Here is a 26723-nt window from a genome sequence, read left to right as displayed (position 1 = left end):
CGTTCGCCTCGAGCGAAGTCGAGAGGCTGGGCCGGCGTGTCTCGACTTCGCTCGACACGAACGGCGGTATGGTCTGTGCTCGCTAAAGCCCCAGCGCCTGGGCGACGAGCGCCTCCTGCTGGGCCTTGTGGCGGCTGGCGAGCCCGGTCGCGGGCGAGGCGGCGGCATCGCGCCCGGCATAGACGGGGCGCATCCCCGCGTGCCCGGCGGCGGCGAGCGATTCCTCGATCTTCTCGCCCACGAAGAACCACGCGCCGTTGTTGCGCGGCTCCTCCTGGCACCACACGACCTCCTTGAGGTTGGTCATGCGCTGGAGCCGCACGGCGAGCGGATCGCCCGGGAAGGGGAAGAGCTGCTCGATGCGAACGATCGAGACGTCCTCCTGCCCCGCCGCGTCGCGCGCCTCGATAAGGTCGTAGGAGACCTTGCCCGAACACAGCACCAGCCGGCGGATCTTCTCGTCGGCGATCTTGCGCGGGTCGGAGACGATGCGCCGGAACTGCCGGTCCTTGAAGAAGGATTCCTTGCGGCTCCTCGCGAGCGGGTGCCGCAGCAGCGACTTGGGGCTCATGATGACGAGCGGCTTCCTGAAGCTGCGCAGCATCTGGCGGCGCAGCACGTGGAAGTAGTTCGCCGGCGTGGTGATGTTGCACACGCAGATATTGTCGTCGGCGCACAGCTGGAGGAAGCGCTCGAGCCGCGCGGAGGAGTGCTCCGGCCCCTGTCCCTCGTAGCCGTGCGGCAGCAGCATCACGAGGCCATTGGCGCGCAACCACTTGCTCTCGCCGCTCGCCACGAACTGGTCGATCATGATCTGCGCGCCATTGGCGAAGTCGCCGAACTGGCCTTCCCACAGCACGAGGCTCTTGGGATCGGCCATCGCGAAGCCGTATTCGAAGCCGAGCACGCCGTATTCGGACAGGGTGCTGTCATAGACCTCGAACTTGCCGTGGGGCAGGGTCGAGAGCGGCACGTACTTGCGCTCGGTCTTCTGGTCGACCCAGACGGCATGGCGCTGCGAGAAGGTGCCGCGCCCCGAGTCCTGGCCCGACAGGCGCACTCCGTAGCCCTCCATGACGAGGCTGCCGAAGGCGAGCGCCTCGGCGGTGGCCCAGTCGAAACCCTCGCCGGTCGCGAACATCTCGCGCTTGGCGGCGAGCACGCGGTCGAGGGTCTTGTGGATCTCGAGGTCGGCGGGGACCTCGGTCAGCACGCGGCCCAGCGAATCCAGCATCTTGGGCTCGATCCCCGTCTCGACCGAGCGACGCGCGGTCTCCGGATCGGCGGGCTTGTTGAGCCCCGCCCAGCGCCCGCCGAACCAGTCGGCCTCGTTGGGCTTGTAGCTCTTGCCGGCCTCGAACTCCTCCTCGAGGAGCGCGGTGAACTCGGCGGCGATGCGGTCGCGGGTGCCCGGCTCGACCACGCCCTCGCGGATCAGGCGCGCCTCGTAGGACACGCTGACCTTGGGGTGGGCGCGGATCGCCTCGTACATCACCGGCTGGGTGAACTTGGGCTCGTCGCCCTCGTTGTGGCCGAAGCGGCGGTAGCACCACATGTCGATGACGACGTCGCGGTGGAAGGTCTGGCGGTATTCGACCGCGAGCTTGCAGGCAAAGGTCACCGCTTCGGGATCGTCGCCATTGACGTGGAGGATCGGCGCCATCACGCCCTTCGCGACGTCGCTCGGATAGGGCGAGGAGCGCGCGAACTTCGGCGACGTCGTGAAACCGATCTGGTTGTTGATGATGAAGTGGATGCACCCGCCGGTGTCGTAGCCCGGCACGCCCGAGAGCGAGAGGCTCTCCCACACCACGCCCTGCCCGGCGAAGGCCGCGTCTCCGTGGATCAGCACGGGGAGCACCTGGTCCTTCTTCTTGAGGTCGTCGCGGATCGCCTGCTGCGCGCGGGTCTTGCCGAGCACCACCGGGTTCACCGCCTCGAGGTGCGAGGGGTTGGGGACGAGGCTCATGTGCACCGAGATCCCGTCGAACTCGCGGTCGGTCGAGGTGCCGAGGTGATACTTCACGTCGCCCGAGCCGCCGACGTCGTCGGGGTTGGCCGAGCCGCCCGAGAATTCGTGGAAGATCACGCGGTAGGGCTTGGCCATGACGTTGGCGAGCACGTTGAGTCGCCCGCGGTGGGCCATGCCGTAGATGATCTCGCGCACGCCCGCGCTGCCGCCGTGCTTGATCACGGCTTCCAATGCCGGGATCATGGATTCGCCGCCGTCAAGTCCGAAGCGCTTGGTGCCGACATATTTCTTGGCGAGGAACTCCTCGTAGCCCTCCCCGCGCAGCACCGCGGCGAGGATCGCCTTCTTGCCCTCGGGCGTGAACTGGATCGTCTCGCCGGGCTTCTCGAACTTGTCCTGGAGGAAGCGGCGCTCCTCGGTGTCGGCAATGTGCATGTATTCGAGGCCGACCTTGCCGCAATAGACCGCGCGCAGGCGCTGGTGGAGCTTGCCCACCGTGGTCCACTCCATGCCGAGCACGCCGCCGACATAGACCTCCTCGTTCTCCTTGCCCGCGAGGCCGTGCCATTCGAGCGTCAGGTCGGCAGGCCCCTCGCGGTTGGACAGGCCGAGCGGGTCGAGGTCGGCGGCCATGTGCCCGCGCACGCGGTAGAGGCGAACGAGCGTCATCGCCGCGATCGACAGCTTCGCGGCCTTCTCGATCGCCGCGGGGTCGGCGGCCTTTCCGGCGTCCTTCGCCGCCTTGGCGAGGGCGAGCTTCATCTCGGTCGGGTCCATCGCCGCGACGAGGTCCGCACCGCTGTCCGCAAGCGTGTCGAGCCAGCCGCGCTTCGCCCACGAGGGGCCGGGCTGCGGGCCTTCCTGGTCGGTGAAGGCGGGGATGAAGTTCTGCTGTTCGTTGCCCATGATCGGGACTCCCGGGGAGGAGGAATGGTGGCCCCCCGTTAGAACGCGGGGGGCCGGTAGTCGTTAACTCAGGCGTTTTCTTTGAGCATCGCTGCCAGCGTTTCGCCGAGCAGGCTGGGCGAGGGGCTGACGCGGATGCCCGCATCCTCCATCGCCGCGATCTTGTCCTCGGCGCCGCCCTGGCCGCCGCTGACGATGGCGCCTGCGTGGCCCATGCGGCGGCCCGGAGGGGCGGTGCGCCCGGCGATGAAGCCGACCATCGGCTTCTTGCGGCCCTTGGCGGCCTCGCGCTTGATGAACGCGGCGGCTTCTTCTTCGGCGCTGCCGCCGATTTCGCCGATCATGATGATGCTCTCGGTCTCGGGATCGTCGAGGAACAGGTCGAGCACGTCGATGAAGTTGGTGCCGTTGACCGGATCGCCGCCGATGCCGACCGCGGTGGTCTGGCCGAGGCCCGCCATCGTGGTCTGGTGCACGGCCTCATAGGTAAGCGTGCCCGAGCGCGAGACAATCCCCACCGAGCCCTTCTTGAAGATGTTGGCGGGCATGATGCCGATCTTGCACTCGTTCGGCGTCAGCACGCCGGGGCAGTTGGGGCCGATCAGGCGCGACTTCGAGCCCGCCAGCGCACGCTTGGCGCGGACCATGTCGAGCACCGGGATGCCTTCGGTGATGCAGATGATGAGCTCGATCTCGGCATCGATGGCTTCGCAGATCGCGTCGGCGGCGAACGGCGGCGGGACGTAGATGCACGAGGCCGTCGCACCGGTCGCGGCCTTGGCTTCGCGCACGGTGTCATACTGCGGCAGGCCGATATGGGTGGTGCCGCCCTTGCCCGGGGTCACGCCCGCGACCATCTGCGTCCCGTAATCGAGCGCGGCCTGGGTGTGGAAGGTGCCGGTGTTGCCGGTCATGCCTTGCGTGATGACCTTGGTGTCTTTGTTTACGAGGATGGACATTACATCACTTCTCCAGTGCTCTGCGCGTGCCTTGCGCGAAATCTTTCAAACGCGATCCGCACCAGCAGACCAATCAGTGTTGCGACCAGCAGAGCGCCGCCGAGCATGAGGAAGAAGACGGGAGCAAATTTGGCTCCCCACTCTTCGAATGCCGGACCAACACCCTGCTTCATCAAATAAAACAAACCGAAAGCCGTAGAGATGGCTGCCAAGGCCAAGCCAACTCTTGCGCTGCGGAATAGCCCGAGCAACAAGGCAGGTGCCGCTAGGGCAACCAAGACTGTCAGTCCCATCACGCCAGCGAGCTATCCAGCGCCTTGCATGCCTCGAGCAGTTCCTTGACCGCATCGACGCTGACCTGAAGGTTAGCCTTCTCCTCGTCCGAGAGGCTGATCTCGATCACCTCTTCCGCGCCGCCCGCGCCGATCACCACCGGCACGCCGACATAGAGCCCGTCGAGGCCGTACTTGCCCTCGACGTTCACCGCGCAGGGGAGGATGCGCTTCTGGTCGTAGAGGTAGGCTTCGGCCATCGCGATCGCGCTGGTGGCCGGCGCGTAGTAGGCCGAGCCGGTGCCGAGCAGCGCGACGATCTCGCCGCCGCCCGAACGGGTGCGCTTGACGATCTCACCCAAGCGGTCTTCCGAGACGCCCTTGATCTTCGCCATGTCGGCGACGGGGATGCCGTTGATGGTCGAGTAGGAGAGCACCGGCACCATCGTGTCGCCGTGGCCGCCGAGCACGAAGGCGTTGACGTCCTTGACGCTGACGCCGAATTCCCAGGCGAGGAAGGTCGCGAAGCGCGCCGAGTCCAGGACCCCCGCCATGCCGACGACCTTGTTCTTCGGCAGCCCCGAGAATTCGCGCAGCGCCCAGACCATCGCGTCGAGCGGATTGGTGATGCAGATCACGAAGGCATCGGGCGCGTTGTCGCGGATGCCTTCGCCAACCGCCTTCATCACCTTGAGGTTGATGCCGAGGAGGTCATCGCGGCTCATGCCGGGCTTGCGCGCGACGCCCGCGGTGACGATCACCACGTCGGCGCCGGCGATGTCGGCGTAGTCGTTCGAGCCCTTGATCGAAGCGTCGAAGCCCTCGACCGGGCCGCACTGGCTGAGGTCCAGCGCCTTGCCTTGCGGCACGCCCTCGACCACGTCGAACAGCACGATGTCGCCAAGGCCCTTCAGGGCCGCGAGGTGCGCGAGGGTGCCGCCGATATTGCCTGCGCCGACGAGGGCGATCTTCTTGCGGGCCATTGTGAGGACTTCCTTCCCTGATCTCTCGGGACGAAGCGATGACGCGCACGATCCAAGGTCTGGCGCCGGTGCCAACCCCCGTCCCAAGCGGCTGGGCACCCGTTACACGAGGCGCGGTAGGCCGGAGAAAAGGGGAATGCAACCAGCAATAGCGCCTAAGCGGCAACTATCTTTGCAAACAGTTCGCAATCGCATTAGAGCGCCCGGCCGACGCGCCGCACGCACGTCGCAACGCAGCCGCCGTAGCGGCAGGCACGATCACGGCAGCGGGAGAGGCCGGTCAGCCGGGGAGAAGATCGCAGTCGAAGCGGGCGGCCATGCGGCGGTCGAACATCCGCACCACCGCCAGCCAGTGATCGCGCGCATCGGCATCGTCGCGCGAGCGCGCCTCGGCGGCCAGCTCGACCGCCGCCTCGGCCGCGGCGAGGCCGTGCACCGCGAAATGGCGCAGCGCATCGCTGAGCAGGGGATCGAAAAGCACACCCTGGGTTGCCGCCACAACCCCTGCGCGCAGGTTGTCGTTCGCCGCCCGCGCCAGCGCCGGGGCGATCAGCCCGCGCCCCGCGGCGCGCCAGCCGAGACGACGGACGGGGTGGTTGGCGGAAGCGAAGCGGACAGACATGAAGCGCGCGATACCCCATTGTTTTCGTGGGCCGCAGGAACGTCCCGGCGAGCCCCGCCGGTCTAGCCGGGCGGCGCTAAGGCTTGGTGTGACAACAGGGTTTCGGGCGGCTTAACCCTCTTCCGAGGGCTTGTCCCAGGGCGCCGCTCAGTCCTCCACGGCGCCCGCGGGCGCGGTGCCGGGCGGGGTCTTCCACTGCCCGGCGCGCGCATATTCGGGCTTCACCGCCCCCGCCCCGGCATAGGCCTCGGCGGGAACCTCGGCGGCGATCGTCGGCGCGGGCTTGCCGCCGCCCGTGCGCGGGCCCTGCTTCCTCGCCGGCACCGGAGCGAGATCATAGGCGATCACCGGGCGCGCCGGGGCCGGGGCGAGGGCCGCCGGAGCCGCCGCCGCTGCGGGAGCCGTCCGCCCGCTCACCGCCGGCTCGAACCCGGCATAGGCACTGGTGAAGGCGCTCGCCTGTCCGACCGCCCCGCGCGAGCGGTAGAAGCGGTGCGCGCCGATCGTGCCGATGTGGTCGAGCGTCCCCGCCCAATAGGGGTTGACCCAGAGCGTGTGGTAATGGGTCGCGAGGCCGACGGGGGCGTAGACCTTGCCCGCGAGCGCCTCGGCGGCGATCCGCTGCGCCTGCGCCCAGCTCGCCCCGCCCGGACGCCGCGCGAGGCTGCCGTCGCAGGTGAAGGTGAACTGGCACCCGGTCGAGCGTTCCGAGCCCTGGTAGACGACCCCGCACACGCTCGAGGGCCAGGCGGGGTTGGCGACGCGGTTGAGGACAACCTGCGCGACGGCGCGCTGCCCGGCCTCGCTCTCGCTCGCCGCCTCGTACCACACGGCCTGCGCGAGGCAGTCCTGCGCGCGGCCGAGCGCGAGGCCTCCCGAGGGGCCGAAGAAGGGCTTGGCCGCCGCGCCGACGTCGATCAGCGCGCCGAGCTCGCGGCCGTTCTCGGCGCCGGTCGCGAGCGGGTCGTCGGTTGGGAGCGCCACCAGCGCGGCGCCAGCGGGGTCGGCCATGTAGTAATAGGCCGAGCCGGGAAAGCTCATGCCCGGGCGCTCGAAGGGCAGGGCGGCCTCGGCAGCCTGGCGCGTCGCGAGCGCGGCGGTGCTCGGGGCGGCATCGCCGGGGAGCCGGCCGACGCTCGCGCCCCCGGTCGCGGCCATCGCCGGCACCGCCAGCGCGGCGAGCAGCACCGCGAGCCGCTTGCGCCCGCTGCTCCCGCTCCGAACGGCGGCGAGCCAGCTCGCAAGGCGGCTCCGGCGGGGAGCCCGGTAGGGGAAGGAGGGGCGCGAGGCAGCCATGATCGGCCCCGCCTTACGCGCGCGCGCCGACCCCCGCGAGCGCGGCGCAGGCCCGCGTCCCATCGGGGGACAGCCGCCGGCGAAGCCTTAATCCGTTGCGCGCGGCAGACCGCCGCCCTATCGCGCCTCGGGAGTTCTATGGCGCGGGATCGCATCTTCAAAAGGCCGGGGCGCAGGGGAGGCGCGGCGCTGATTGCGCTCGCCTGCGGCCTCGCGGCCTGCGCCCCCGCTGCCCCCGCGCGCCATCCCGATCCCGCCCACCCGACCATCGTCAGCCTCAATCCCTGTCTCGACGCGATCCTCGTCGAGGTCGCGCCGCCCGCACAGGTGCTGGCGCTCTCGCACTACTCGCGCGATCCGTCCTCGAGCTCGGTCCCGGCGAGCGTAGCGGCGCGCTACGGCGTCACCGGCGGCACCGCCGAGGAGGTGATCGCCGCGCGGCCCGAGCTCGTGCTCGCCTCGATCTACCTGCCCCAGCCGACCAGGGCGGCGCTCGAGCGCGCGGGGCTGAGGGTCGCGACCTTCGGCAGCCCGACCACGGTCGCCGAGAGCCTCGCCCAGGTGCGCGCGGTGGCGCGGCTGGCGGGTCGCGGCGCGGAGGGCGAGGCGCTCGCCCGCCGGATCGCCGCCCCGGCGACGCGCGGCGGCGAGAGGATCGACACGCTGCTCTGGCAACCCGGCGAGATCGTCGCGGGCGAGAACACGCTGATCGCCGAGCTGCTGCGCGCGGAGGGCTTCGCGAGCCACGCCGCCGCGCGCGGGATGCGGCAGGCGGACGGGGTAAGCCTCGAAAGCGTGCTTGCCGATCCGCCGCGCCTGCTGCTCGTCGCGGGCGACGCGCCGGGGCAGCGCCATCCGCTGCTCGAGGGCCGGACCGGGGCGATGCAGATCGCACGGCTCGACCCCTCGCTGATCTATTGCGGCGGGCCGACGATCCCCAGGGCGCGCGCCCGGCTCCGGCAGATCCGCGCAGCGGTGGAGCGCGCATCGTGAACCGCGCTGCCATCGTCTTCGCGCTGCTGCTGGCGGTGCTTTTCCCGCTCTCGCTGCTCGCCGGCCGGGTGTGGATCGCGCCCGCCGATTTCGGCCCGGGCAACCCGCTCCTGATCGTCGCCGAGCTGCGCCTGCCGCGCGCGGTGCTCGCGGTCGCGATCGGCGCGGGGCTGGGGGCGGCGGGCGCGGCGATGCAGGGCTACCTCAGGAACCCGCTCGCCGACCCCGGGCTGTTCGGCATCGCCCCCATGGCGGCGCTCGGCGCGGTCGCGAGCTTCTGGCTGGCCCCGCTGCTCCCGCCCGCCGCCGCCGCATGGAGCCTGCCGCTGATGGCGCTCGCCGGGGCGGGGCTCGGGATGGGGGCGCTGGCACTGATTGCGGGGCGGACCGCGCATGATGCGGCGGGAGGCGCGGGGGGAGGCATCGCGCTCTTCACCCTTGCGGGCCTCATGCTGGCGAGCCTCGCCGGAGCGCTCACCGCGCTCGCCATCACCCTCGCGCCCAACCCCTTCGCGCTCTCCGAGATCGTCCTGTGGCTCAACGGCGCGCTCACCGACCGCTCGTGGCGCGAGGTCACGATCGCCGCGCCGCTGATCGCCGCCGGGATCGGCGTGCTGGCGCTCGCCGCGCGGAGCCTCGACGCGCTGACCCTCGGCGAGGAGGCGGCGCGCTCGCTGGGGCTCGATCCGAAGCGGCTGCTGCTGCTGCTGGTCGCGGGCGTGGGCCTCACCGTCGGGGCGGGGGTGGCGGTCGCCGGGATCATCGGCTTCGTCGGCCTCGTCGTCCCCCACCTCGTGCGCCCGCTGACCGACCGCCTGCCTTCAAGTTTGATCCTCCCGAGCGCGCTCGCGGGCGGCTGCCTCGTGCTCGCCGCCGACAGCCTCGTGCGCGTGCTGCCGCTGGTCACCGAGCTGCGGCTCGGCATCGCGCTGTCGCTGATCGGCGCCCCGTTCTTCGGCTGGCTGCTGCTGCGGATGCGGCGGGGGCGGCTGTGATGCTGGAGGCGCGGGGCCTTACCCTGACGCGCGGCGGCGTGGCGGTGGTGGAGCGCCTCTCCGCCGTCTTCAGCCCCGGCGAGATCACCGCGATCGTCGGCCCCAACGGCGCGGGCAAGTCCTCGCTGCTGCTCGGCCTTGCCGGGCTGCTTCCACCGGCCGAGGGCGAGGTGACGCTGGGCGGCGCGCGCCTCGACAGCCTCCACCCCCGCGCCCGCGCGCAGGCGATCGGCTACCTGCCGCAGAGCCCCGACATCGCCTGGGACGTCAGCGCCGAAAGCCTCGTCGCACTGGGCCGCCTGCCGTGGCGCGACCGGGGCACGGCGGCCATCGAGGCCGCGCTCCGGGCGCTCGACTGCAAAAGCCTGCGCGACCGCCCGGTCAGCCGCCTCTCGGGCGGCGAGCGCGCGCGGGTGCTGCTGGCGAGGGTGCTCGCCGGAGAGCCCCGCTGGATCCTCGCCGACGAGCCCCTTGCCGCACTCGACCTCGCGCATCAGCTCGGCCTCGCCCGCCACCTGAGGGCCTGCGCCGCGGCGGGGCAGGGAGTGGTGGTGGTGCTCCACGACCTCGCCCTCGCGATGAACCACGCCGACCGCGTGCTGGTGCTGAAGGACGCCCGCCTGATCGCCGACGGCCCCCCGGGCGAGGCGCTCGCCCCCGAGGTGATCGCGCGGGGGTGGGGCGTGGCAGCGCGGTGGCTGGGCGAGGGGGGCGCGCGGGCGCTCGTAACAGGTCCGGGGCCGGCCCGGGACGCGCAGGGTTTCGGGCAACCCTGACGCCCCGTTCCGGCCCCGGTCGGATCTCCGAAGAGAAGCCAGGTTGCGACCCTGAGGGCCCCGGCCAGAGAACCGTAGAGAGGCCGCAGCTATGGAGTTCACCGTAGGGCTTGGCGACTTCAGATTTTCTGTAGGGGCAGCGGTTGCGCCGGCTTTACAAAGGCTTGCGTGTCCCGCCGGCGGTTCGGCGGGACGCCCTCACCAGATCCGCACGCGCTTTTCGGGCGGGATGTACATTGCCGAATCCGGCCCCACGTCGAAGGCCTTGTACCAGGCGTCGAGATTGCGCAGCGGGCCGAGCACCCGCCAGCGCGACGGGCTGTGCTCGTCGGTCGCGACCTGCTGGATGGTCGCCTCTTCGCGCGACTTGTCCTGCCATGCCTGCGCGAAGGCGAGGAAGAACCGCTGCTCGCCGGTCAGCCCGTCGATCACCGGCGCGCTCTTCCCCCCGAGCGAGGCGCGGTAGGCATCGAGCGCGACTTCGAGCCCGGCCATGTCGGCGATGTTCTCGCCCATGGTGAGCTTGCCGTTGATGAAATGCCCGGGGGCGACCTCGAAGGCGTCATACTGCTTGCCGAGGTCGGCGGTCTTGGCCTCGAAGCGCTCGGCGTCCCCCTTCGTCCACCAGTCGGCGAGCCGGCCGCTGGCGTCGATCTTGCGGCCCTGGTCGTCGAAGCCGTGGGTGATCTCGTGGCCGATCACCGCGCCGATCGCGCCGTAATTGACCGCATCGTCGGCGGCCATGCTGAAATAGGGCGGCTGGAGGATGCCGGCGGGGAAGACGATCTTGTTCTCGAAGGCGCCGTTGTAGGCATTGAGCGTCTGCGGGGTCATCCCCCACAGGCGCTTGTCGACCGGCTTGTCGAGCTTCGCCCGCTCGTAGCGCCATTCGTTGGCATTGACCCGCATGACGTTGCCGAGGAGGTCGTCCGCCTTCAGTTCGAGCGACGCGTAATCGCGGAAGCGGTCGGGATAGCCGACCATCACGTCCATCCGCTCGAGCTTGGCGAGCGCCGCCGCCTTGGTCTCGGGCGCCATCCAGTCGTTGCCGCGGATGCGCCCGGCCATCGCGGTCTTGAGGTTGGCGACCAGCGTCTCCATCCGTGCCTTGGCGGCGGGGGTGAAATGCCGCGCCACGTAGGCCTCGCCGAGCAGTTCGCCCACCGACCCGTCGATCAGCTGCACCCCGCGGGTCCAGCGCGGGCGCAGTTCGGAGGCGCCGGAGAGCACCTTGGTATAGGCGAAGCGGCTCTGGACGAAGCGGTCGGCAAGGTAGGGCGAGGCCTGGTGGAGCGCTTGGGCCTTGCTCCACAGCCGGAGCGTCTCGAGCGGGGTCTCGCCATACAGCGCCGCGATCGCCTTGATCGCGGTGTTGTCGGTGACGATGATCGGCCGGTCGGTGGCGACCCCGGCCCCGGCCATCAGCGCGCGCCAGTCGAGCCCGGGCGCATAGGCCGCGAGCTCGGCGAGCGGCATGGGGTTGTTGATCCTGCCGAGATCGCGGCGGTCGGCGATGTCCCAGAACCGTTCGGCGAGCTTGCTCTCGAAGGCGAACACCTGCTCGGCCGCGGCGCCCGGGTCCTTCTCGCCGAGCGCGGTGAAGCTCCGCACGAGGTAGGCGCGGTAGGCCTCGCGCTCCTTGGCGAAGCGCGCGTCGAAGTAGTAGTCCTTCTCGGGCAGCCCGAGGCCCGCGGCGCCGATGAACAGGCTGGTGACGTCGGGCTGGTTGGGATCGGCGAAGGGGAACATCGCAACGAGGCTCGCACCGAAGGCTTCGCCCGCCATCCCCATGTCGCGCGCGAAGGCGCTCCGGTCGGCGGCGGCGGCGTCGATCTGGGCGAGGCGCGCCTCAAGCGGCGCGAGCCCCAGCGCATCGACCCGCGGCTGGTCCATGAAGCTCGCGAACAGCGCGCCGATCTGGCTGCCCGGCGAGGCCTCGAGGATGATCGAGCGCAGCTGCCCCTCGGTGACCTTGTAGAGGTCCCAGTCGACCCCGGCGCTCGACTGGTCGGCGGGGATCTCGGTGCGCGCCTTCCACGCGCCGCTCGCATAGCGGTCGAAATCGTCGCCGGGCCGGACCGCGGGGTCCATCGCGGTCTTGTCGAAGCCCCAGCGGCCGAAATCGCGGGGCGTCTGGACCGGTGGCAGGGTGGCGCGCCAGTCGCTCGCTGCCGGGGCTGCGGGGGCAGGCGCGGGGGCGGGTGCGGGTGCGGGATCGGGTGCCGGCCGATCCTCGGCCAGCGCAGACACGGCGGCAAGCGTCGAAAGGCTGGCGGTGGCGGCCAGCGCCGCGTGGCGAATCCGGAACTTCATGACTATCCTCCCTCGAGTCATCCCGCCGCCCTGTAGCACAGCCGCACCCGCGCGGCACGGTCTTCGCCGGGGCCCTGCGCCAGGCGGCGGGAAACCCGGTCCCGCCTCGCGCATTGCAATACCGCCGCCCGCGCGCCATCTGGGGACGAACGGCGCGCCCACCTCTCCGCCCGCCTTGACCAAAGCGAACATTTCCGGAACACGTCACGCCCATGAGCCTCACCACCATTTCCGTGCCCAAGATCCGAGTAAGGGGGGCGCGCGAGCACAATCTCAAGGGCATCGACATCGATCTGCCGCGCGACGCGCTGATCGTCGTCACCGGGCTTTCGGGGAGCGGGAAGTCCTCGCTGGCCTTCGACACCATCTATGCCGAGGGGCAGCGGCGCTATGTCGAGAGCCTCTCGGCCTATGCGCGCCAGTTCCTCGAGATGATGCAGAAGCCCGATGTCGAGCATATCGACGGGCTGTCTCCGGCGATCTCGATCGAGCAGAAGACGACGAGTCGCAACCCGCGCTCGACCGTGGCGACGGTGACCGAGATTTACGACTACATGCGCCTGCTGTGGGCGAGGGTGGGCGTGCCCTATTCGCCTGCGACCGGCGAGCCGATCAGCGCGCAGACCGTCAGCCAGATGGTCGACCGGGTGATGGCCCTGCCCGAGGGCACGCGCGCCTACCTGCTCGCGCCCGTGGTGCGCGGGCGCAAGGGCGAATACCGCAAGGAAATCGCCGAGTGGCAGCGGCAGGGCTTCACCCGCGTGCGGATCGACGGCGAGATCTACCCGATCGAGGAGGCCCCGGCGCTCGACAAGAAGTTCAAGCACGACATCGAGGTGGTGGTCGACCGCATCGCGGTGCGCGAGGGGATCGAGACGCGCCTCGCGGACTCCTTCGAGACCGCGCTGAAGCTCGCCGAGGGGCTCGCCTATGTCGACCTGGCGGACGGCGTGGTGCCGGGGCGCGAAGATGAAGGAAAGGGCGGCGCGATGAAGGGCGCAGGCCTGCCGCCCAACCGCATCGTCTTCTCCGAGAAATTCGCCTGTCCGGTGAGCGGCTTCACGATTGAAGAGATCGAGCCGCGGCTGTTCTCCTTCAACGCCCCGCAGGGGGCCTGCCCGGCGTGCGACGGGATCGGCGAGAAGATGCTCTTCGACCCGCAGCTGGTGGTGCCCAACGAGGCGCTGACGCTGAAGCAGGGCGCGGTGGTGCCCTGGGCGAAGTCGAACCCGCCTTCGCCCTATTATATGCAGGTGCTCGCGAGCCTCGCGAAGGCCTATGGCTTCGACCTGACGACGCCGTGGAAGGACCTCGCCCCCGAGCAGAAGCTCATCGTCCTCCACGGCACGGGCGGGATGCCGGTCCCGCTGACCTTCAAGGACGGGCGCCGCGAATACACCGTGCACAAGCCGTTCGAGGGCGTGATCGGCAACCTCAACCGCCGCATGATGCAGACCGAGAGCGCGTGGATGCAGGAGGAGCTCTCCAAGTACCAGACCGCGCAGGCCTGCGAGACCTGCGGGGGCAAGCGGCTGAACGAAAAGGCTTTGAGCGTCAAGGTCCCCGGCGCCCACGGGCCGACCGACATCGCCACCCCGGTGCAGATGAGCGTGGCGGACGCCAAGGCGTGGTTCCTCGACCTCGACCAGTATCTGACGGCGCAGCAAAGCCAGATTGCCCGCGCGATCCTCAAGGAGATCAACGAGCGCCTCGGCTTCCTCGACAACGTGGGCCTCGACTACCTCAACCTCGACCGAACCAGCGGCACCCTGTCAGGCGGCGAGAGCCAGCGCATCCGCTTGGCCTCGCAGATCGGCAGCGGGCTTTCGGGCGTGCTCTATGTGCTCGACGAGCCCAGCATCGGCCTCCACCAGCGCGACAATGACCGCCTGCTCGAAACCCTCAAGCGCCTGCGCGATCTCGGCAACACCGTGATCGTCGTCGAGCACGACGAGGACGCGATCCGCGCCGCCGACCACATCGTCGACCTCGGCCCCGGCGCCGGGGTGCACGGCGGCGAGGTGGTCGCGGAAGGCACCCTCAAGCAGATCCTCAAGGCCAAGGGCTCGCTCACCGCGGACTACCTCACCGGCAAGCGCAAGATCGACGTGCCCGCCAAGCGCCGCAAGGGCAACGGGCACCACATCGTTGTCAAGAACGCCCGCGCCAACAACCTCAAGGGCGTGACCGCGACGATCCCGCTCGGCACCTTCACCTGCATCACCGGGGTCTCGGGCTCGGGCAAGTCGAGCCTCACCATCGACACCCTCCAGGCCGGCGCCGCCCGCGTCCTCAACGGCGCGCGGGTCATCGCGGGCGCGCATGACGCCATCACCGGCCTCGAATATTGCGACAAGGTCATCGAGATCGACCAGTCCCCGATCGGCCGCACCCCGCGCTCCAACCCCGCCACCTACACCGGCGCCTTCACCCAGATCCGCGACTGGTTCGCCGGCCTCCCCGAAAGCCTCGCGCGCGGCTACAAGCCCGGGCGCTTCTCCTTCAACGTCAAGGGCGGCCGCTGCGAGAAGTGCCAGGGCGACGGGCTCATCAAGATCGAGATGCACTTCCTCCCCGACGTCTACGTCACCTGCGAGGAATGCCACGGCAAGCGCTACAACCGCGAGACGCTCGAGGTGAAGTTCAAGGGCCTCTCGATCGCCGACGTGCTCGACATGACGATCGAGGACGCCGAGGAGTTCTTCAAGGCCGTGCCTGCGATCCGCGAGAAGATGCGGATGCTGAACGAGGTCGGCCTCGGCTACGTGAAAGTCGGCCAGCAGGCGACGACTTTATCCGGCGGCGAGGCCCAGCGCGTGAAGCTGGCGAAGGAACTGGCGCGCCGGAGCACCGGGCAGACGCTCTACATCCTCGACGAGCCGACCACCGGCCTCCACTTCGAGGACGTCCGCAAATTGCTGGAGGTACTGCACCGGCTGGTGGAGCAGGGCAATTCGGTGGTGGTGATCGAGCACAACCTCGACGTCATCAAGACCGCCGACTGGATCATCGACCTCGGGCCGGAGGGCGGCGTGAGGGGCGGGGAGATCGTGGCGGTGGGGACACCTGAGGATGTGGTGAAGGTGGCGCGGTCGTTTACGGGGCAGTATCTGGCGCCTCTGTTGGGGCGGTGAGCCGGGAACGAGCCTGCCCCGGCGGAGGCTGGGGCCAGGAAGATCATACTAACGTTTTCATGAGACCGCTTTCCGCCAAAAACGAAGATGGGACAGCGCCAGCCGAACCGATCTTCCTGCTCAACGTGAAAACAAGCCGCTTCTTTGCTCTCGTCATTGCAACGTAAAAGACTCGCCTCTCTCCTTCTATTTGCTGACGCGTTTCGGCCTGCTTGCTGGGCCATATACCTTCATTAGCATCTAAGATGACTACCGTGTGGAATTCCTTACCCTTCGCCCTCAGTGCAGTCATGAGATGAACAGGACGTTCCCAAATTGGGTCTTTGGCGTCCTCCTCCGATGGAGTGTTCGCGAGCGTATCAGCAGCGTTCTCGATATCCTCTAAGAAACTCTCGAAGTCATCGTCGTACCTGTCTGCGTAGCGTGCTAGATAATGGAAAGGCGGATCTGAGTAAAAAATGTCTTCCTCAGCTTTACCATAATCTTTCTGTAAACCCGAAAAACACTCGCTGATTGCTTCAACCGCGGCAGAAACAGTATCGCTTTCGCAGTATTTTCTCAATGAGTGAGCAAAATACAAGCTCATCTGCCGTTGTGCATTCGGCCCCTTTAGCTGGCCATCATAACTTTCAAGTGCGTCGATCGCTTCGATGATCGTTCGGGCTCTAGTTCCGCTCAGAAACGCTCTGAGCGCAGCCTGATCAGCTTTGCTCAACGGGTACCGCTTTACCTGATTGCAGAGGCTCAGAACGTCCTCGACGACCTTTCGCGTCATCCGGCGCTCGTGCGCTTCCATTCTGATCGTCAAGAGGTTGATTAGAGAATCAAATGCGTCGCTGAGGAAAACCTGAAGATCTTCCGCCGCACAAAAAGAGATCTGCTTCTGTGCCAATATGATTTGATACGGAATTAACTGAGCTCTTTTTCTAGATACTAGAGCAATCCGTTCTCTTCCGATATCTTTACGTACCACGAATTCATTGACAACATCGACAACGGCATCGATGCTATCTGTAAAGTTGTCGTTCTCGAAAACTTCGATGCTGGCATCGAATGACGAAACGGGAATGACGTTCTTGCCTTGTCGCTGTGTGTTGTTTCGAATTAGACGGTCGGCCGCGCGGACGATATTCTGCGGGCATCTATAGTTCTTTTCGAGAATGAAAGTTTCGAATTTATGTCCAAAGAATATATGCGGTTTCAAAATGTAGTTTGGGCTTGCGCCCCTCCATTCGAAGATAGCTTGGTCGTCGTCGCCGACGATAACAATCCGCGCTCGGTGTAATTGGGCTATAGCCCTTATGAGTTGGAGATCGAGCGGACCAATATCCTGGAACTCGTCAATCAAGATATCAGAGAATTTCGATCCGCCGCTTGGAAACCGTTGCTCTTTTAATTGATCTTCGATGTTCCTTAATGCGACATATTTTTGATCCTCAAGAGTGAAGATCGATTGCTCGATAAGCGATTTGACGGCCTTCTTCCAGAATGGGAAGAAGATATTGAAGCCTTCGTTGACTTTCGCATGCTCGATAGCGCCGATCTCAACGAGTTCTTCATTTGTTTGAGATATGAAGGCTCCTAAACCGACGTCTCGCAATGCCGCGATGTGGCGTTCAGCGTGGGTGAGGTCCGTCATCGATCTGTGGTCGAAGCCAAGATTCTTTAGGCGATCGATGAGGTTGAGAACGACCTTGCCCGCAACGAACGGCTGCTTCTTGAAAGCGGCTTCGAGGCGCTTGTTGGCGGACCAGATCGGTTGCAGCGAGTTTTGAACGGCGAAGCTTCGCTCCGGTGTTTTAGTGACGAGCCTAGGACTGTGGTGGCGGTCTCGAACACGCTTCCACCCCCAGCTATTTAGTGTCGTGACTTCTGTGCTGCTTGCAACTGAGGCGTACTCCGCTGACTGGAGCCTTCCTTGCAGTTCATCTCGCGCTGCGCGAGTGAAGGTCACAATGAGAAACCGCGACTTACCCCCAGTGCGCTTGTGCTGACTCACACAACGATAGAGGAGGGAGTGAGTTTTCCCGCTGCCCGCGGGCGCAAGCAGCCTTATGTTCTCTGCGTCCGCTTCGCAGAATGCCTTTTGGAACTCGTCGAGCATAGCCTCCCCCTTGCTCTGACAACATGTCCGAATTGCGCCGGAATTCAAGAAGATTACGTCCTTAGCGTAGTCTAGATGGCAAGCTTATCGCGTAGCGTAACCCCTTTCCTACACCCCCGCACCCCCGCTACCCTCCCGCGCTGGCGTCGGCTCTGCGACACCTCTCCCGCGCCTCTCGGTGCCTGACGCGATGAAGCTCCCCACCTCACCCCGGAGTTTTCGCCGCACAAGGCTCCGGAGGCTCCGCCCGGGAGGGGGAGGGCCGGCGCCGGTGCGCGGAGCCGTCGGCTCTCTCGCCTGGTCCTGCAAGGAGCGCGTTCATGTTCACCCCGCCGCCGGCTGATCCGCACAAGCGTCCCGACCTCGGGCCTGCGCCGGCGCGTGATCCCGAGGAGCGTGCGTTCCTCGCCGCGTGGCTCGCGCATGTCGAGGCGGGGCGGATCGGGACAAAGCTCGAGACCCCCGAGCACATCCGCGCCGCCACGCTCGCCAATAAGCGGCTGGTCCGGGGGCAGCGGCCGCTTTCCGAGCGGTGAGCGGAGCGGGTTGCGGCGGGGAATTCGCTGCGAACATCGTCTAAATCTCTGAGAACACGGCAAAAGGGTCGGAATCCGGCCCGTGCCAGGCCCTGTCTAGGCCCCCTCCAGCCGCGCCTTGATTCCCCCTAGACCCCCTCCAGACCCCCTCCAGACCCCCGTTACACCCCCTCCAGACCCCCGTTACACCCCCTCCAGACCCCCTCGGCTCACGCCTCTTCGGCACCGAGCGGGGGTGCGGGGGCGGGTCTCGGGCGGTCCAGCCAGCCGACGAGTGCGAAGCTCGCGAGGCCCGCGCTCACCACCCACAGGAAGGCGCCCGGCACCCCGAGCCAGCGGTCGAGCACCACCGTCGCGGCGAGCTGGACGCAGATCGCCGCGCTCGCCGCCCGCCCGCTCGCCCGGATGCCGACCAGCGCGGCGACCAGCGGCACCGCGAGCACCGCGGAGATCGCCTCGGCGTCGAGCACCAGCGACCTGAGGCTCTCGCCTCCGGCAGCGAGCAGCGCGGCGACAAGGCTCGCAAGCACCGTCGCCCCCCGCGCCGCGCGCAGCAGCTCGGGGCCCTCGGCGGCGGGGCGCCAGCGGCGGTAGCCGCTCTCGGTCGCCACCGCCGAGGCCGCCATCAGCGCGGAGTTCACCGAGGAGAGGATCGCCGAGATCAGCGCCCCGGTGAAGACGATCGTCAGCCACGGGGGGAGGAGCCCCTGCGCGAGGGTCGGCAGGAAGGCCTCGCCCATCGCGGCGGCGTCGGGGCCGACGAGGTGGACGAGCTGCGGGCCGACGAGGCCGAAGCTCACCGGGATCAGCCCCGCCGCAAGGTAGACGCCCGCGCCGAGGAAGGCCCCGCGCCGCGCCACCTCGGGGGAGCGCGCGGCGAGGGTGCGGGCGAGCGCCTCCTGGCTCACCAGCGTACCGACCACCGGGATCAGCCACAGCTCGAGCCGCTCGCTCCAGTGCTCGCCGGGGACCGTGAGGCGCAGCGCCTCGGGGGGGATCGCCTGCCACGCGGCGAGGGGGCCGCCGCTCGCCTCGAGCATCAGCCAGAAGATCAGCAGCATCGCGGCGACCAGCATCGCGCCCTGCACCATGTCGGTCACCACGTCGCCGGCGAGCCCGCCGAGCATGGTGTAGACCGTCACGAGCAGCGCGGCGGCGACCAGCGAGGGCCCGAAGCCGAGCCCGGAGGCGGTGTCGATCAGCGCGGCGAAGGCGTAGAGCTGCGCCCCCGACCAGGTCACCGCGGCGAGCGCGATCACCACCGCCGAGAGGACCTCGGTGCGTGGGTCGTAGCGGGTCCGCAGGAAGTCGGCGATGGTGAAGAAGCCCCCGCGCCGCAGCCGGGCCGCGACGAACAGGGCGATGCACAGGATCCCGGCGGCATAGGCGAAGGGCTCGGCGCGCGCGCCCGCAAGGCCGTTCGCGGCGACCTCGGAGGAGGTGGCGAGCAGCGTCTCGGAGGCGAACCAGGTCGCGAACAGGCTCATGCCGACCGCGACGCTCCCGAGGCGGCGCCCGGCGAGCAGGTAGTCGGCATCGGACGTCGCGCCGCGATTGGCCCACACCGCGAGCGCGATCTGGGCGGCGACATAGGCGAGGATCAGGGTGAGCGTGATGGCGAAGGTCCCCCCGCAGCTTGCCGGAAGCCCCCTTGCGGCCATGCTACGGGGTGCGCGTCTAACGGGAAGCCGCGGTCCGGTGCAAGGGGCGGCGAAAGGGCTCTGCATCCGCTGCCTGCGCCGCGGCGTAGCTGGAAGCGACGGGGCAAGCGCAAAGGAGCGCCTCACGATGCTGTTCTCGACCAATCCCTCCGCCCGGCTGCTGGCCGCCGCGATGGCTGTGGCGGTGCTCGCCGTCCCGGCCGCGGCGGACGTGCTCAACTCGAACCTCCAGATCGACCCGGGCCAGACCTTCGAGCTCGGCGGCGGGCAGAAGGGCGGCTTCACCGTCACCGGCCGCAATGTCGGGCCGGTCGCGGTGGTGGTCTATGGCCTTGCCGAGGGTGCAACGGCGCCGGTGATCCGCGGCACCGTGGCGCCCGGCGGCGCGGTCGATGCGACCTTCGGGCCGGGCGAGCAGGCGCTGCTGCGCAACACCTCCACGATGGAAATGGCACGGCTGAAGCTGAAGGTTTCAGGAGACATTTCCGCGCTCGGGATGACCTATTCGGCCAACCCCTGAGCGGGCGATCAGTCCTCGAGGAGGGCGATCTCGACGGTGCCGTGACCGCGCGCGATAAGGCCGAGCTCCTGCGCGGCGGCGCGGCTCACGTCGATCATGCGGCCGCCGTGGAAGGGGCCGCGGTCGTTGATGCGCACGACGACGCTCCTGCCGGTCGCGACCGAGGTGACGCGCACGCGGGTGCCGAAGGGCAGGGTGCGGTGTGCGGCGGTCATTGCGTCGCTGTCGAAGCGCTCGCCGCTGGCGGTGCGACGGCCGTCGAACTTGCTGGCGTAATAGGAGGCGCTGCCGCGGCCGAGCACGCGCTCCTGCGGGGACGAGGGGGCTTCCTCGATCGCCGGAAGGGAGGCAGTGACGTCGGTGGTCGGCTGGAGCGGGACGAGCTCGACGATCGCGGCGCTGGTCGCGGCCTGCTCGGCGCCGGTGGCGGGCGCGTCCGAGGCCTGCGCACTCGAGGCTGCGATCGGGCCGAGACACGCCAGCGCGACCAGGGTCAGCCCCTTGAGGCTCCGGGGCGCAAGGCCGTGGGTGGGGTGTCCCGTCCGCATGGTGAGGGTGCGGATAGGCGAGGGCCTCCCAGGAAGGCAAACCAGGTTAGCATTTCGTCGGCGCTGAGGTTCGGCTCAAGAACGAGACGAGCCGAAAATGCGACGAACCGTTGGAACGGTATGAGGCGAAAAGCGTGCAGCCGGGCGGGAGAGCTGTGGCGAATCGACCCGGCAGGGCTTGGCGACAGCGTAAGGGGGGTGGGCCGGCCCAATGCAAATGGGGCCGGCATTGCTGCCGACCCCACTCTCACCGGCGTGTGGATGTGCCGACCTTGCTGGACCTCCGGCGAACCTTCGCTCCCGCATCCGTCGGCGCATGCTTTCGCGCCCGATGTCTAGCCTTCCGCTGCCCTGTCTCGCGACCGGCCTTGCCGAAGATTTGTCACCGGCGCTCGCGCCGGCATCCGGCTTTCGCTCCTGCCGGGCGCTGCTTCCGCCGCCTGGACCGAAGTCCCGCGCACATCCGCCGCCCCGCACATTCGCCAGGCCGAGGCCGCGTCCCTTTACCGGCTTGCTCCTGCCGCGGCTGGGGGCTCTCGCCGTTTCCGCCGCATTCGCTTGGCCGGCCAGGTTCTTGGCCTGTCCGGTGACAATCGCGTCGCTCTCCGCCGTAGCGAGCCGACTTGCCTTTGGCCGAGGCCTCCTGCATGCCGTCTCCGATGGAGCGCGTGGACAGATGCCACCGCCATCCTTGGGATCGAAACCTCCGTAACTTCAGCGCCTTGCGGCGTGCCGTTCCGGTTGATCCGTGTCCCGAAGACAGGTTCAAACTGCGCCTGAATCGGGGTTCTGACAACATTTGATGGGGCGAGTTTTCCACTCGGGCCGATAAGGCCTGTGGACACGCGTGGATAAGTCAACGCTTCGTCGCATTTGTCGCGAAACGGGCAGGAAGCGGGAACGAAACCGCCTCCGGATTGTCACGTTACCGGTGACGAGCCGCCGCGACGAGCGCGCCGACTCGGCTTTTCCTCGCCTCAGGCGTCGCGGTTGCGGCGCGAGAGCAGGCGCAGGCGCAGGCCGTTCAGCTTGATGAAGCCCTCGGCGTCCTTCTGGTCATAGGCGCCCGCGTCGTCCTCGAAGGTCACGTGGGCTTCCGAGTAGAGCGAGTAGGGCGACCTGCGGCCGACGACGCTCGCGAGCCCCTTGTAGAGCTTGAGGCGCACCGTGCCGGTCACCTTGTCCTGCGAGTGGTCGATCGCCGCCTGGAGCATCTCGCGCTCGGGGCTGAACCAGAAGCCGTTGTAGATGAGCTCGGCATATCGCGGCATGAGCTCGTCCTTGAGGTGCGCCGCGCCGCGATCGAGCGTGATCTGCTCGATGCCGCGGTGCGCGCGGGCGTAGATCTCGCCGCCCGGGGTCTCGTACATCCCGCGGCTCTTCATGCCGACGAAGCGGTTCTCGACGAGGTCGAGCCGGCCGATGCCGTGCTTGCGGCCGAGGTCGTTGAGGGCAGCGAGCAGGGTGGCGGGGCTCATCGCCTCGCCGTTCAATGCCACGCCGTCACCCTTTGCGAAGTCGAGGGTGATGTATTCCGGCTGGTCGGGCGCGTCCTCGGGATCGACGGTGCGCGAGTAGACGTAGTCGGGGGTCTCCTCCCACGGATCTTCCAGAACCTTACCCTCCGAGGAGGTGTGGAGCAGGTTCGCATCGGTCGAGAAGGGGCTGTCGCCGCGCTTGTCGCGGGGCACGTCGATCTGATGTGCCTCGGCCCAGGCGATCAGCGCGGTGCGGCTGGTCAGGTCCCACTCACGCCACGGGGCGATCACCTTGATGTCCGGGTCGAGCGCATAGGCGGAAAGCTCGAAGCGCACCTGGTCGTTGCCCTTGCCGGTCGCACCGTGGGCGATGAAGTCGGCGCCGGTCTCGTGCGCGATTGCGACGAGGCGCTTGGAAATGAGCGGCCGCGCGATCGAGGTGCCGAGCAGGTAGTCGCCCTCGTAGCGGGCATTGGCGCGCATCATCGGGAAGACGAAATCACGCACGAATTCCTCGCGCAGGTCCTCGATGAAGATGTGCGCGTCGGGGATGCCCATCGCGCGGGCCTTGGCGCGTGCCGGCTCGATCTCCTCGCCCTGGCCGAGGTCGGCGGTGAAGGTCACCACCTCGAGGCCCCGCACCACGCTCAGCCACTTGGCGATGACGCTGGTATCGAGGCCGCCCGAATAGGCGAGGACGACTTTCTGGGGCATGGCGGGCTTCCTTGGGGAGAATGTTTGCGCGCGCCCCTAACAGCGCCCGGGGGCGGGGGCAATCGCGCTTTCGCGGCCCCGCGCCGCCGCCGCGGGATGGCGCGGCTCTAGGCGAGCACCCCGCGCGCGGCGAGCCGGCGGGCGAGCCACAGGAGGCCCGCGGCGACCGCGACGACGAAGCTGAGCACGGCGACCTGCGGCGTGCCGAAGAGGGCGAAGACCCCGTAGGCCGCGTCACCGGCCCACAGCGCGACATAGGCCGCGAGCGAGACCGCGAGCACCGGCACGCTCGCCCGGCGGCGCACGAGCAGCAGGGTGCTGCCGAGCGTGCCGCCGATGGTGCCGGCCGCGAAGGCCACCGCCATCCACACGGGGAGGCCCGCATAGAGCTGCGCCTGCGCCGCCGTCATGCCGTTCGCGACCAGCCCCGCTTCGTCGTTGAAGGTCTGGACCACGAACTGGAAGACCCCGAACAGGCTCCACACGAGGCCGAACCCGGCGGCCAGGCGGGCGGCGAGCGGATAGGGGGCGGCGAGCGGGGCGGCGGGGGTGGCGGTAGTGGTGGTCATGCAAGGGCGTCCTTCTGTCCGGCCCGGCGCGGGAGGTGCACCGGGCTTCGCAGAGGAAGACGCAGCAGGCGCGGCGGATTCGACAGGCGCCGAGAGATAAATTGCGCCCGCCCGGTCAGCCCTTCAGCAGGTAATCGCGCGTGATCGGTAGCGCGTGGCGGCTGCGCACGTACTGGATCTGGTAATTGCACATCCCCCCGTTCTCGAAGACCGTGGCCGCGCCCGCGAGGTAGAAGGTCCACATCCGGAAGAAGCTCCCGTCGTAGAGCGCGACGATCGCGTCGCGGTGCGCCATGCAGTTGGCATACCAGGCGCGGATCGTCTTCGCGTAGTGGAGCCGCAGCGTCTCGACGTCGGAGGCGATGAGGCGCACCTTCTCGCTTGCCGCGAGCGTTTCGGACAGGGCGGGGATGTAGCCGCCGGGGAAGATGTATTTGCGGGTGAAGGCGTCGGTCGTCCCCGGCCCGCCGAAGCGGCCGATGGTGTGGAGCAGCATCACCCCGTCGTCGGCGAGCATCGTCGCGCAGGCGCGGAAGAAGGTCTCGAACTGCGCCCGGCCGACGTGCTCGAACATGCCGACCGAGACGATCCGGTCGAAGCGGCGGCCGCTCGCGGCGGTGTCGCGGTAGTCCTCGAGGAGGATCGTCACCCGGTCCGCCACCCCCGCATCGCGCACCCGCTGACGGGCGAGCGCGGCCTGCTCCTCGGAAAGGGTGATGCCGGTCACCCGCACATCGTGGTGCTTCGCCAGGTGGATCGCCATCCCGCCCCAGCCGCAGCCAATGTCGAGCACCTCGTTCCCCGGCTTCAGGGCAAGTTTCGCCGCGATATGCGCGAGCTTCGCGCCCTGCGCCTCGCCGAGCGTCGTCACACCCTCGGGCCAGTAGGCGCAGGAATACTGCCAGTGCTCGGGATCGAGCATCAGCGCGTAGAGGTCGTTGCCGATGTCATAGTGATGCGCGACGTTCTTCTTCGCGCCGACCCGGTTGTTGATCTGCTCGGCGGCGAAGCTCGCGCGGTTGACGAGGCGCTTGAGCGCGCTCGGCGGGCCGATGTCGCCGCCCTTGTCCCACGGGTTGTTGGCGCGCAGCAGGCTGACGAGGCCCATCACGTCGCCCTCCTCGATGACGAGGCGGCCCTCGATGAAGGCCTCCGCCGCACCGAGGCGCGGGTCGAGCACGATGTCGCGCGGGACCCGCTCGTCGGTGAAGCGGATCACGATCTCGGGGAAGCCCTCGGCCGCCTCGCCATAGGTGCGCGCGCTGCCGTCGGCGAAGACCACGCCGAGGCGGCCCTGCCGGACGCCGCGCGTGAGGAACCGGTCGAGGAGGGGTCTGCTCATGAAACGCCTTTCGTGGGGGAGCGATGAGGGATAAACTGCCGGCGCGGCTTCGCAAGGGGCAGCGAAGCGCGCGCCTCACGAGGGGAGGGCGACACATGGCCGAAGCCAAGACGACGATCACCGGGGTGTCGGTCGAGACGTTCCTCGCGGGCGTCGAACCGCCGCAGCGCCGTGCCGAGGCCGAGATCCTCGACGCGCTGTTCCGCAAGGTGACCGGCGCGGCGCCCAGGATGTGGGGGCCGAGCATCGTCGGCTACGGGGAGTATTCGACGACCTACGACAGTGGCCGCAAGGTCCACTCGCTCAAGATCGGCTTTTCCCCGCGCAAGCCCAGGCACGTGCTCTACCTCTCCTCGGGCTATGCCGACGAGGCCGAGGCGGCCGCACGCGCGGCGGCGCTGGGGCGGCTGGGAAAGCATGAGACCGGCAAGGGCTGTCTCTACGTGAAGAAGCTGGCGGATGTGGACATGGCGGTGCTCGAGGAGCTGATCGCGATCGGCTGGGGCACGATGCTGCGGGTCTTTCCCGAAGGCTAGACCCCCTGTCTCAGACCCCGGCGTACCACTGGTAGCCGGCGACATCTTCCCAGAAGCCGCCGCCGCCCTGGCCGATGTCCGCAAAGCTCGTGACCGCCTCGATCGCCTTCACGTATTTCGCCTGCTTGTAGCCGAGCTGCCGCTCGATCCGCATCCGCAGGGGCGCGCCGTTCTTCTCGGGGAGCGGCTCGCCGTTGAGGCTGTGGGCGATGATCGTCTGCGGGTGGTAGGCGTCGACCATGTCGATGCTCTCGTAATAGTCGCGCCCGTAGAGCGTGTCGGCACAGCGGAAGACGATGAACTTCGCCTCCTTCTTCACCTTCGCCGCATCGAGCAGGTGGGCGAGTTGCACCCCCTGCCATTCGCCGATCGCGCTCCAGCCCTCGACGCAGTCGTGGCGGGTGATCTGGGTGCGCTGGGGGAGGGCCTTCACCTCCGCGAGGCTGAGCGCGAGCGGCTGTTCGACCAGCCCCTTCACCTCGAGCTTCCAGTCGGGAAAGCCGCCCGCGAGCTGCTCGCGGTAGAAGGGGTCGGCGACCGTCACCGAGCCGTTGCCGCGGAAGGTCGGCGAGCGTTCGGCGCGGGTGTATTCGGGCGCGAGCCCCTGCTTGCCCGCGAGCGTGCGCTGCAACGCGCGGTGCCCGTCCTCGGCGGCGTCCCACAGGCTTTGCGAGGTCTCGCTCTCGTTGATCTTGGAGCACGCGGTCGCGCCGAGCGCGGCCATCCCGGCGAGGAGCGAGCGGCGCGGCAGGTCAACCATGGGCGGGCACTCCTTCGGGGGCGGGTTCGGGGGCCGGCGCCTCGGCGGGTGCCTCGGCGCTTTCGCGCCTCCCGCCAGTGAACATCTCGAGGATCAGCCGCCAGTCGGCGAGGGCAAGCACGATGTGGATGAGGAAGAAGCCGGCGATCGCGAAGGCGGTGATGAAGTGGAGCGAGCGCGCGCTCTGCCGCCCGCCGAGAAGCTCGAGCAGCCACGGCGCGACCGCTTGGAAGCCCGGGCTGATCGCGAGGCCGGTGAACAGCATCATCGGCAGCAGCACGCCGAACACCATGCCGTAGAGGATGCGCTGCACCGGGTTGTAGCCGTGCCCCGCAGGCACCGTGCCGCCGCTCTTCGAATGGGCCTTCAAGGAGGCGATCACCGCTCCCGGGGTCCAGTCCTTCGGCGTGGTGGTGAGGTCGCGCCGGAAGTGGCCGTTCGCCAGCATCGCCGCCCAGATGAACAGCACCCCGATCCCGAAGGGCCAGGCGGCGGTGATGTGCCAGTCGCGCGCGACGGCGAGGTTGTAGTGGCCGGGGATCGTCGCCCAGCCGGGGAAGCGGATCACGCTCAGCCAGGCGTCCTTGGAATCGAAGCCGTAGTCGCCCCAGTAGAGGTAGCGGTGGGCGTTCGAGATGTTGAGCCCGCTCATGAACAGCACGATGATCGCGACCGCGTTGATCCAGTGCCAGATCCGCGTGGTCAGAGCGTGCTTCGTCGTGGTCCCCATCCCG

The 26723-nt window shown here is 68.4% G+C and carries 22 protein-coding genes; 7 read left to right on the top strand and 15 right to left on the bottom strand.

Annotation, left to right across the window (positions count from 1 at the left end):
* Positions 1-82: 82 nt before the first annotated feature.
* From ACLBKU_RS11020 to ACLBKU_RS10995, 6 genes are all read right to left on the bottom strand, one after another.
* Positions 83-2878: a 2-oxoglutarate dehydrogenase E1 component gene (locus ACLBKU_RS11020; RefSeq protein ID WP_410179597.1), complete on the bottom strand. Its 2796-nt coding sequence runs from the start codon at positions 2876-2878 to the stop codon at positions 83-85.
* Between the two features lie 68 nt (positions 2879-2946).
* A complete protein-coding gene (sucD, locus tag ACLBKU_RS11015) occupies positions 2947-3837 on the bottom strand; it encodes a succinate--CoA ligase subunit alpha (RefSeq protein WP_410179596.1) in 891 nt (296 codons plus the stop codon).
* Complete coding sequence (locus ACLBKU_RS11010) at positions 3837-4130, bottom strand: hypothetical protein (RefSeq protein ID WP_410179595.1); 294 nt, start codon at positions 4128-4130, stop codon at positions 3837-3839. Before ACLBKU_RS11010 ends, sucD begins: the two co-directional genes overlap by 1 nt.
* Positions 4130-5092: a malate dehydrogenase gene (gene mdh, locus ACLBKU_RS11005; protein ID WP_410179594.1), complete on the bottom strand. Its 963-nt coding sequence runs from the start codon at positions 5090-5092 to the stop codon at positions 4130-4132. Before mdh ends, ACLBKU_RS11010 begins: the two co-directional genes overlap by 1 nt.
* A gap of 280 nt (positions 5093-5372) precedes the next feature.
* A complete protein-coding gene (locus ACLBKU_RS11000; RefSeq protein ID WP_410179593.1) occupies positions 5373-5714 on the bottom strand; it encodes a hypothetical protein in 342 nt (113 codons plus the stop codon).
* Positions 5715-5861: 147 nt separating this feature from the next.
* Complete coding sequence (locus ACLBKU_RS10995; protein ID WP_410179592.1) at positions 5862-7010, bottom strand: cell wall hydrolase; 1149 nt, start codon at positions 7008-7010, stop codon at positions 5862-5864.
* A gap of 138 nt (positions 7011-7148) precedes the next feature.
* Between ACLBKU_RS10995 and ACLBKU_RS10990 the strand changes: the two genes are divergently transcribed.
* Genes ACLBKU_RS10990 through ACLBKU_RS10980 form a run of 3 tightly spaced genes read left to right on the top strand, consistent with a single transcriptional unit; the run spans position 7149 to position 9774 of the window.
* Entirely contained in the window at positions 7149-8003 is an 855-nt protein-coding gene (locus ACLBKU_RS10990; protein ID WP_410179591.1) for an ABC transporter substrate-binding protein, read from the top strand.
* Positions 8000-8998: a FecCD family ABC transporter permease gene (locus ACLBKU_RS10985; RefSeq protein WP_410179590.1), complete on the top strand. Its 999-nt coding sequence runs from the start codon at positions 8000-8002 to the stop codon at positions 8996-8998. The genes ACLBKU_RS10990 and ACLBKU_RS10985 overlap by 4 nt, the downstream gene beginning before the upstream one ends.
* A complete protein-coding gene (locus tag ACLBKU_RS10980) occupies positions 8998-9774 on the top strand; it encodes an ABC transporter ATP-binding protein (RefSeq protein WP_410179589.1) in 777 nt (258 codons plus the stop codon). Before ACLBKU_RS10985 ends, ACLBKU_RS10980 begins: the two co-directional genes overlap by 1 nt.
* Before the next feature lie 198 nt (positions 9775-9972).
* Here ACLBKU_RS10980 and ACLBKU_RS10975 read toward each other — a convergent pair whose 3' ends face one another.
* Positions 9973-12087 (bottom strand): M13 family metallopeptidase, encoded by a 2115-nt coding sequence (locus ACLBKU_RS10975; RefSeq protein ID WP_410179588.1) that lies wholly within the window; start codon positions 12085-12087, stop codon positions 9973-9975.
* 212 nt (positions 12088-12299) lie between these two features.
* Here ACLBKU_RS10975 and uvrA point away from each other — a divergent pair, with 212 nt between their 5' ends.
* Entirely contained in the window at positions 12300-15221 is a 2922-nt protein-coding gene (uvrA, locus tag ACLBKU_RS10970) for an excinuclease ABC subunit UvrA (protein WP_410179587.1), read from the top strand.
* 43 nt (positions 15222-15264) lie between these two features.
* Here uvrA and ACLBKU_RS10965 read toward each other — a convergent pair whose 3' ends face one another.
* Complete coding sequence (locus ACLBKU_RS10965; protein ID WP_410179586.1) at positions 15265-17325, bottom strand: 3'-5' exonuclease; 2061 nt, start codon at positions 17323-17325, stop codon at positions 15265-15267.
* A gap of 320 nt (positions 17326-17645) precedes the next feature.
* Here ACLBKU_RS10965 and ACLBKU_RS10960 point away from each other — a divergent pair, with 320 nt between their 5' ends.
* Positions 17646-17861, top strand: coding sequence for a hypothetical protein (locus ACLBKU_RS10960; protein WP_410179585.1), 216 nt, complete (start codon positions 17646-17648; stop codon positions 17859-17861).
* A gap of 209 nt (positions 17862-18070) precedes the next feature.
* Here the strand turns inward: ACLBKU_RS10960 and ACLBKU_RS10955 are convergent, their stop codons facing one another.
* The gene (locus ACLBKU_RS10955) at positions 18071-19522 is read right to left on the bottom strand and encodes a sodium:solute symporter family transporter (protein ID WP_410179584.1); all 1452 of its coding nucleotides are present in this window, start codon (positions 19520-19522) and stop codon (positions 18071-18073) included.
* A 127-nt stretch (positions 19523-19649) separates the two neighbouring features.
* On the opposite strand from ACLBKU_RS10955, the gene ACLBKU_RS10950 reads away from it, so the two are divergent.
* Positions 19650-20042, top strand: coding sequence for a hypothetical protein (locus ACLBKU_RS10950; RefSeq protein ID WP_410179583.1), 393 nt, complete (start codon positions 19650-19652; stop codon positions 20040-20042).
* 8 nt (positions 20043-20050) lie between these two features.
* Here the strand turns inward: ACLBKU_RS10950 and ACLBKU_RS10945 are convergent, their stop codons facing one another.
* From ACLBKU_RS10945 to ACLBKU_RS10930, 4 genes are all read right to left on the bottom strand, one after another.
* Positions 20051-20590: a septal ring lytic transglycosylase RlpA family protein gene (locus tag ACLBKU_RS10945; protein ID WP_410179582.1), complete on the bottom strand. Its 540-nt coding sequence runs from the start codon at positions 20588-20590 to the stop codon at positions 20051-20053.
* A gap of 977 nt (positions 20591-21567) precedes the next feature.
* Positions 21568-22782: an argininosuccinate synthase gene (locus ACLBKU_RS10940; protein ID WP_410179581.1), complete on the bottom strand. Its 1215-nt coding sequence runs from the start codon at positions 22780-22782 to the stop codon at positions 21568-21570.
* A 107-nt stretch (positions 22783-22889) separates the two neighbouring features.
* Complete coding sequence (locus tag ACLBKU_RS10935) at positions 22890-23351, bottom strand: hypothetical protein (RefSeq protein WP_410179580.1); 462 nt, start codon at positions 23349-23351, stop codon at positions 22890-22892.
* Between the two features lie 115 nt (positions 23352-23466).
* On the bottom strand, positions 23467-24693 hold the full coding sequence (locus ACLBKU_RS10930) for a class I SAM-dependent methyltransferase (RefSeq protein ID WP_410179579.1): 1227 nt from the start codon (positions 24691-24693) through the stop codon (positions 23467-23469).
* Between the two features lie 95 nt (positions 24694-24788).
* Here ACLBKU_RS10930 and ACLBKU_RS10925 point away from each other — a divergent pair, with 95 nt between their 5' ends.
* Positions 24789-25229 carry a DUF1801 domain-containing protein gene (locus ACLBKU_RS10925; protein ID WP_410179578.1) on the top strand — a complete coding sequence of 147 codons (441 nt, stop codon included), beginning with the start codon at positions 24789-24791 and terminating at the stop codon, positions 25227-25229.
* 10 nt (positions 25230-25239) lie between these two features.
* On the opposite strand, the gene ACLBKU_RS10920 is transcribed toward ACLBKU_RS10925, so the two are convergent.
* On the bottom strand, positions 25240-25989 hold the full coding sequence (locus ACLBKU_RS10920) for a molybdopterin-dependent oxidoreductase (RefSeq protein WP_410179577.1): 750 nt from the start codon (positions 25987-25989) through the stop codon (positions 25240-25242).
* Entirely contained in the window at positions 25982-26719 is a 738-nt protein-coding gene (locus ACLBKU_RS10915) for a cytochrome b/b6 domain-containing protein (RefSeq protein WP_410179576.1), read from the bottom strand. The genes ACLBKU_RS10920 and ACLBKU_RS10915 overlap by 8 nt, the downstream gene beginning before the upstream one ends.
* Positions 26720-26723 lie beyond the last annotated feature (4 nt).

This window comes from Erythrobacter sp. NE805 (assembly GCF_046452355.1).
Taxonomy (GTDB): domain Bacteria; phylum Pseudomonadota; class Alphaproteobacteria; order Sphingomonadales; family Sphingomonadaceae; genus Erythrobacter.
This window is presented reverse-complemented; position numbering and strand designations above follow the sequence as displayed.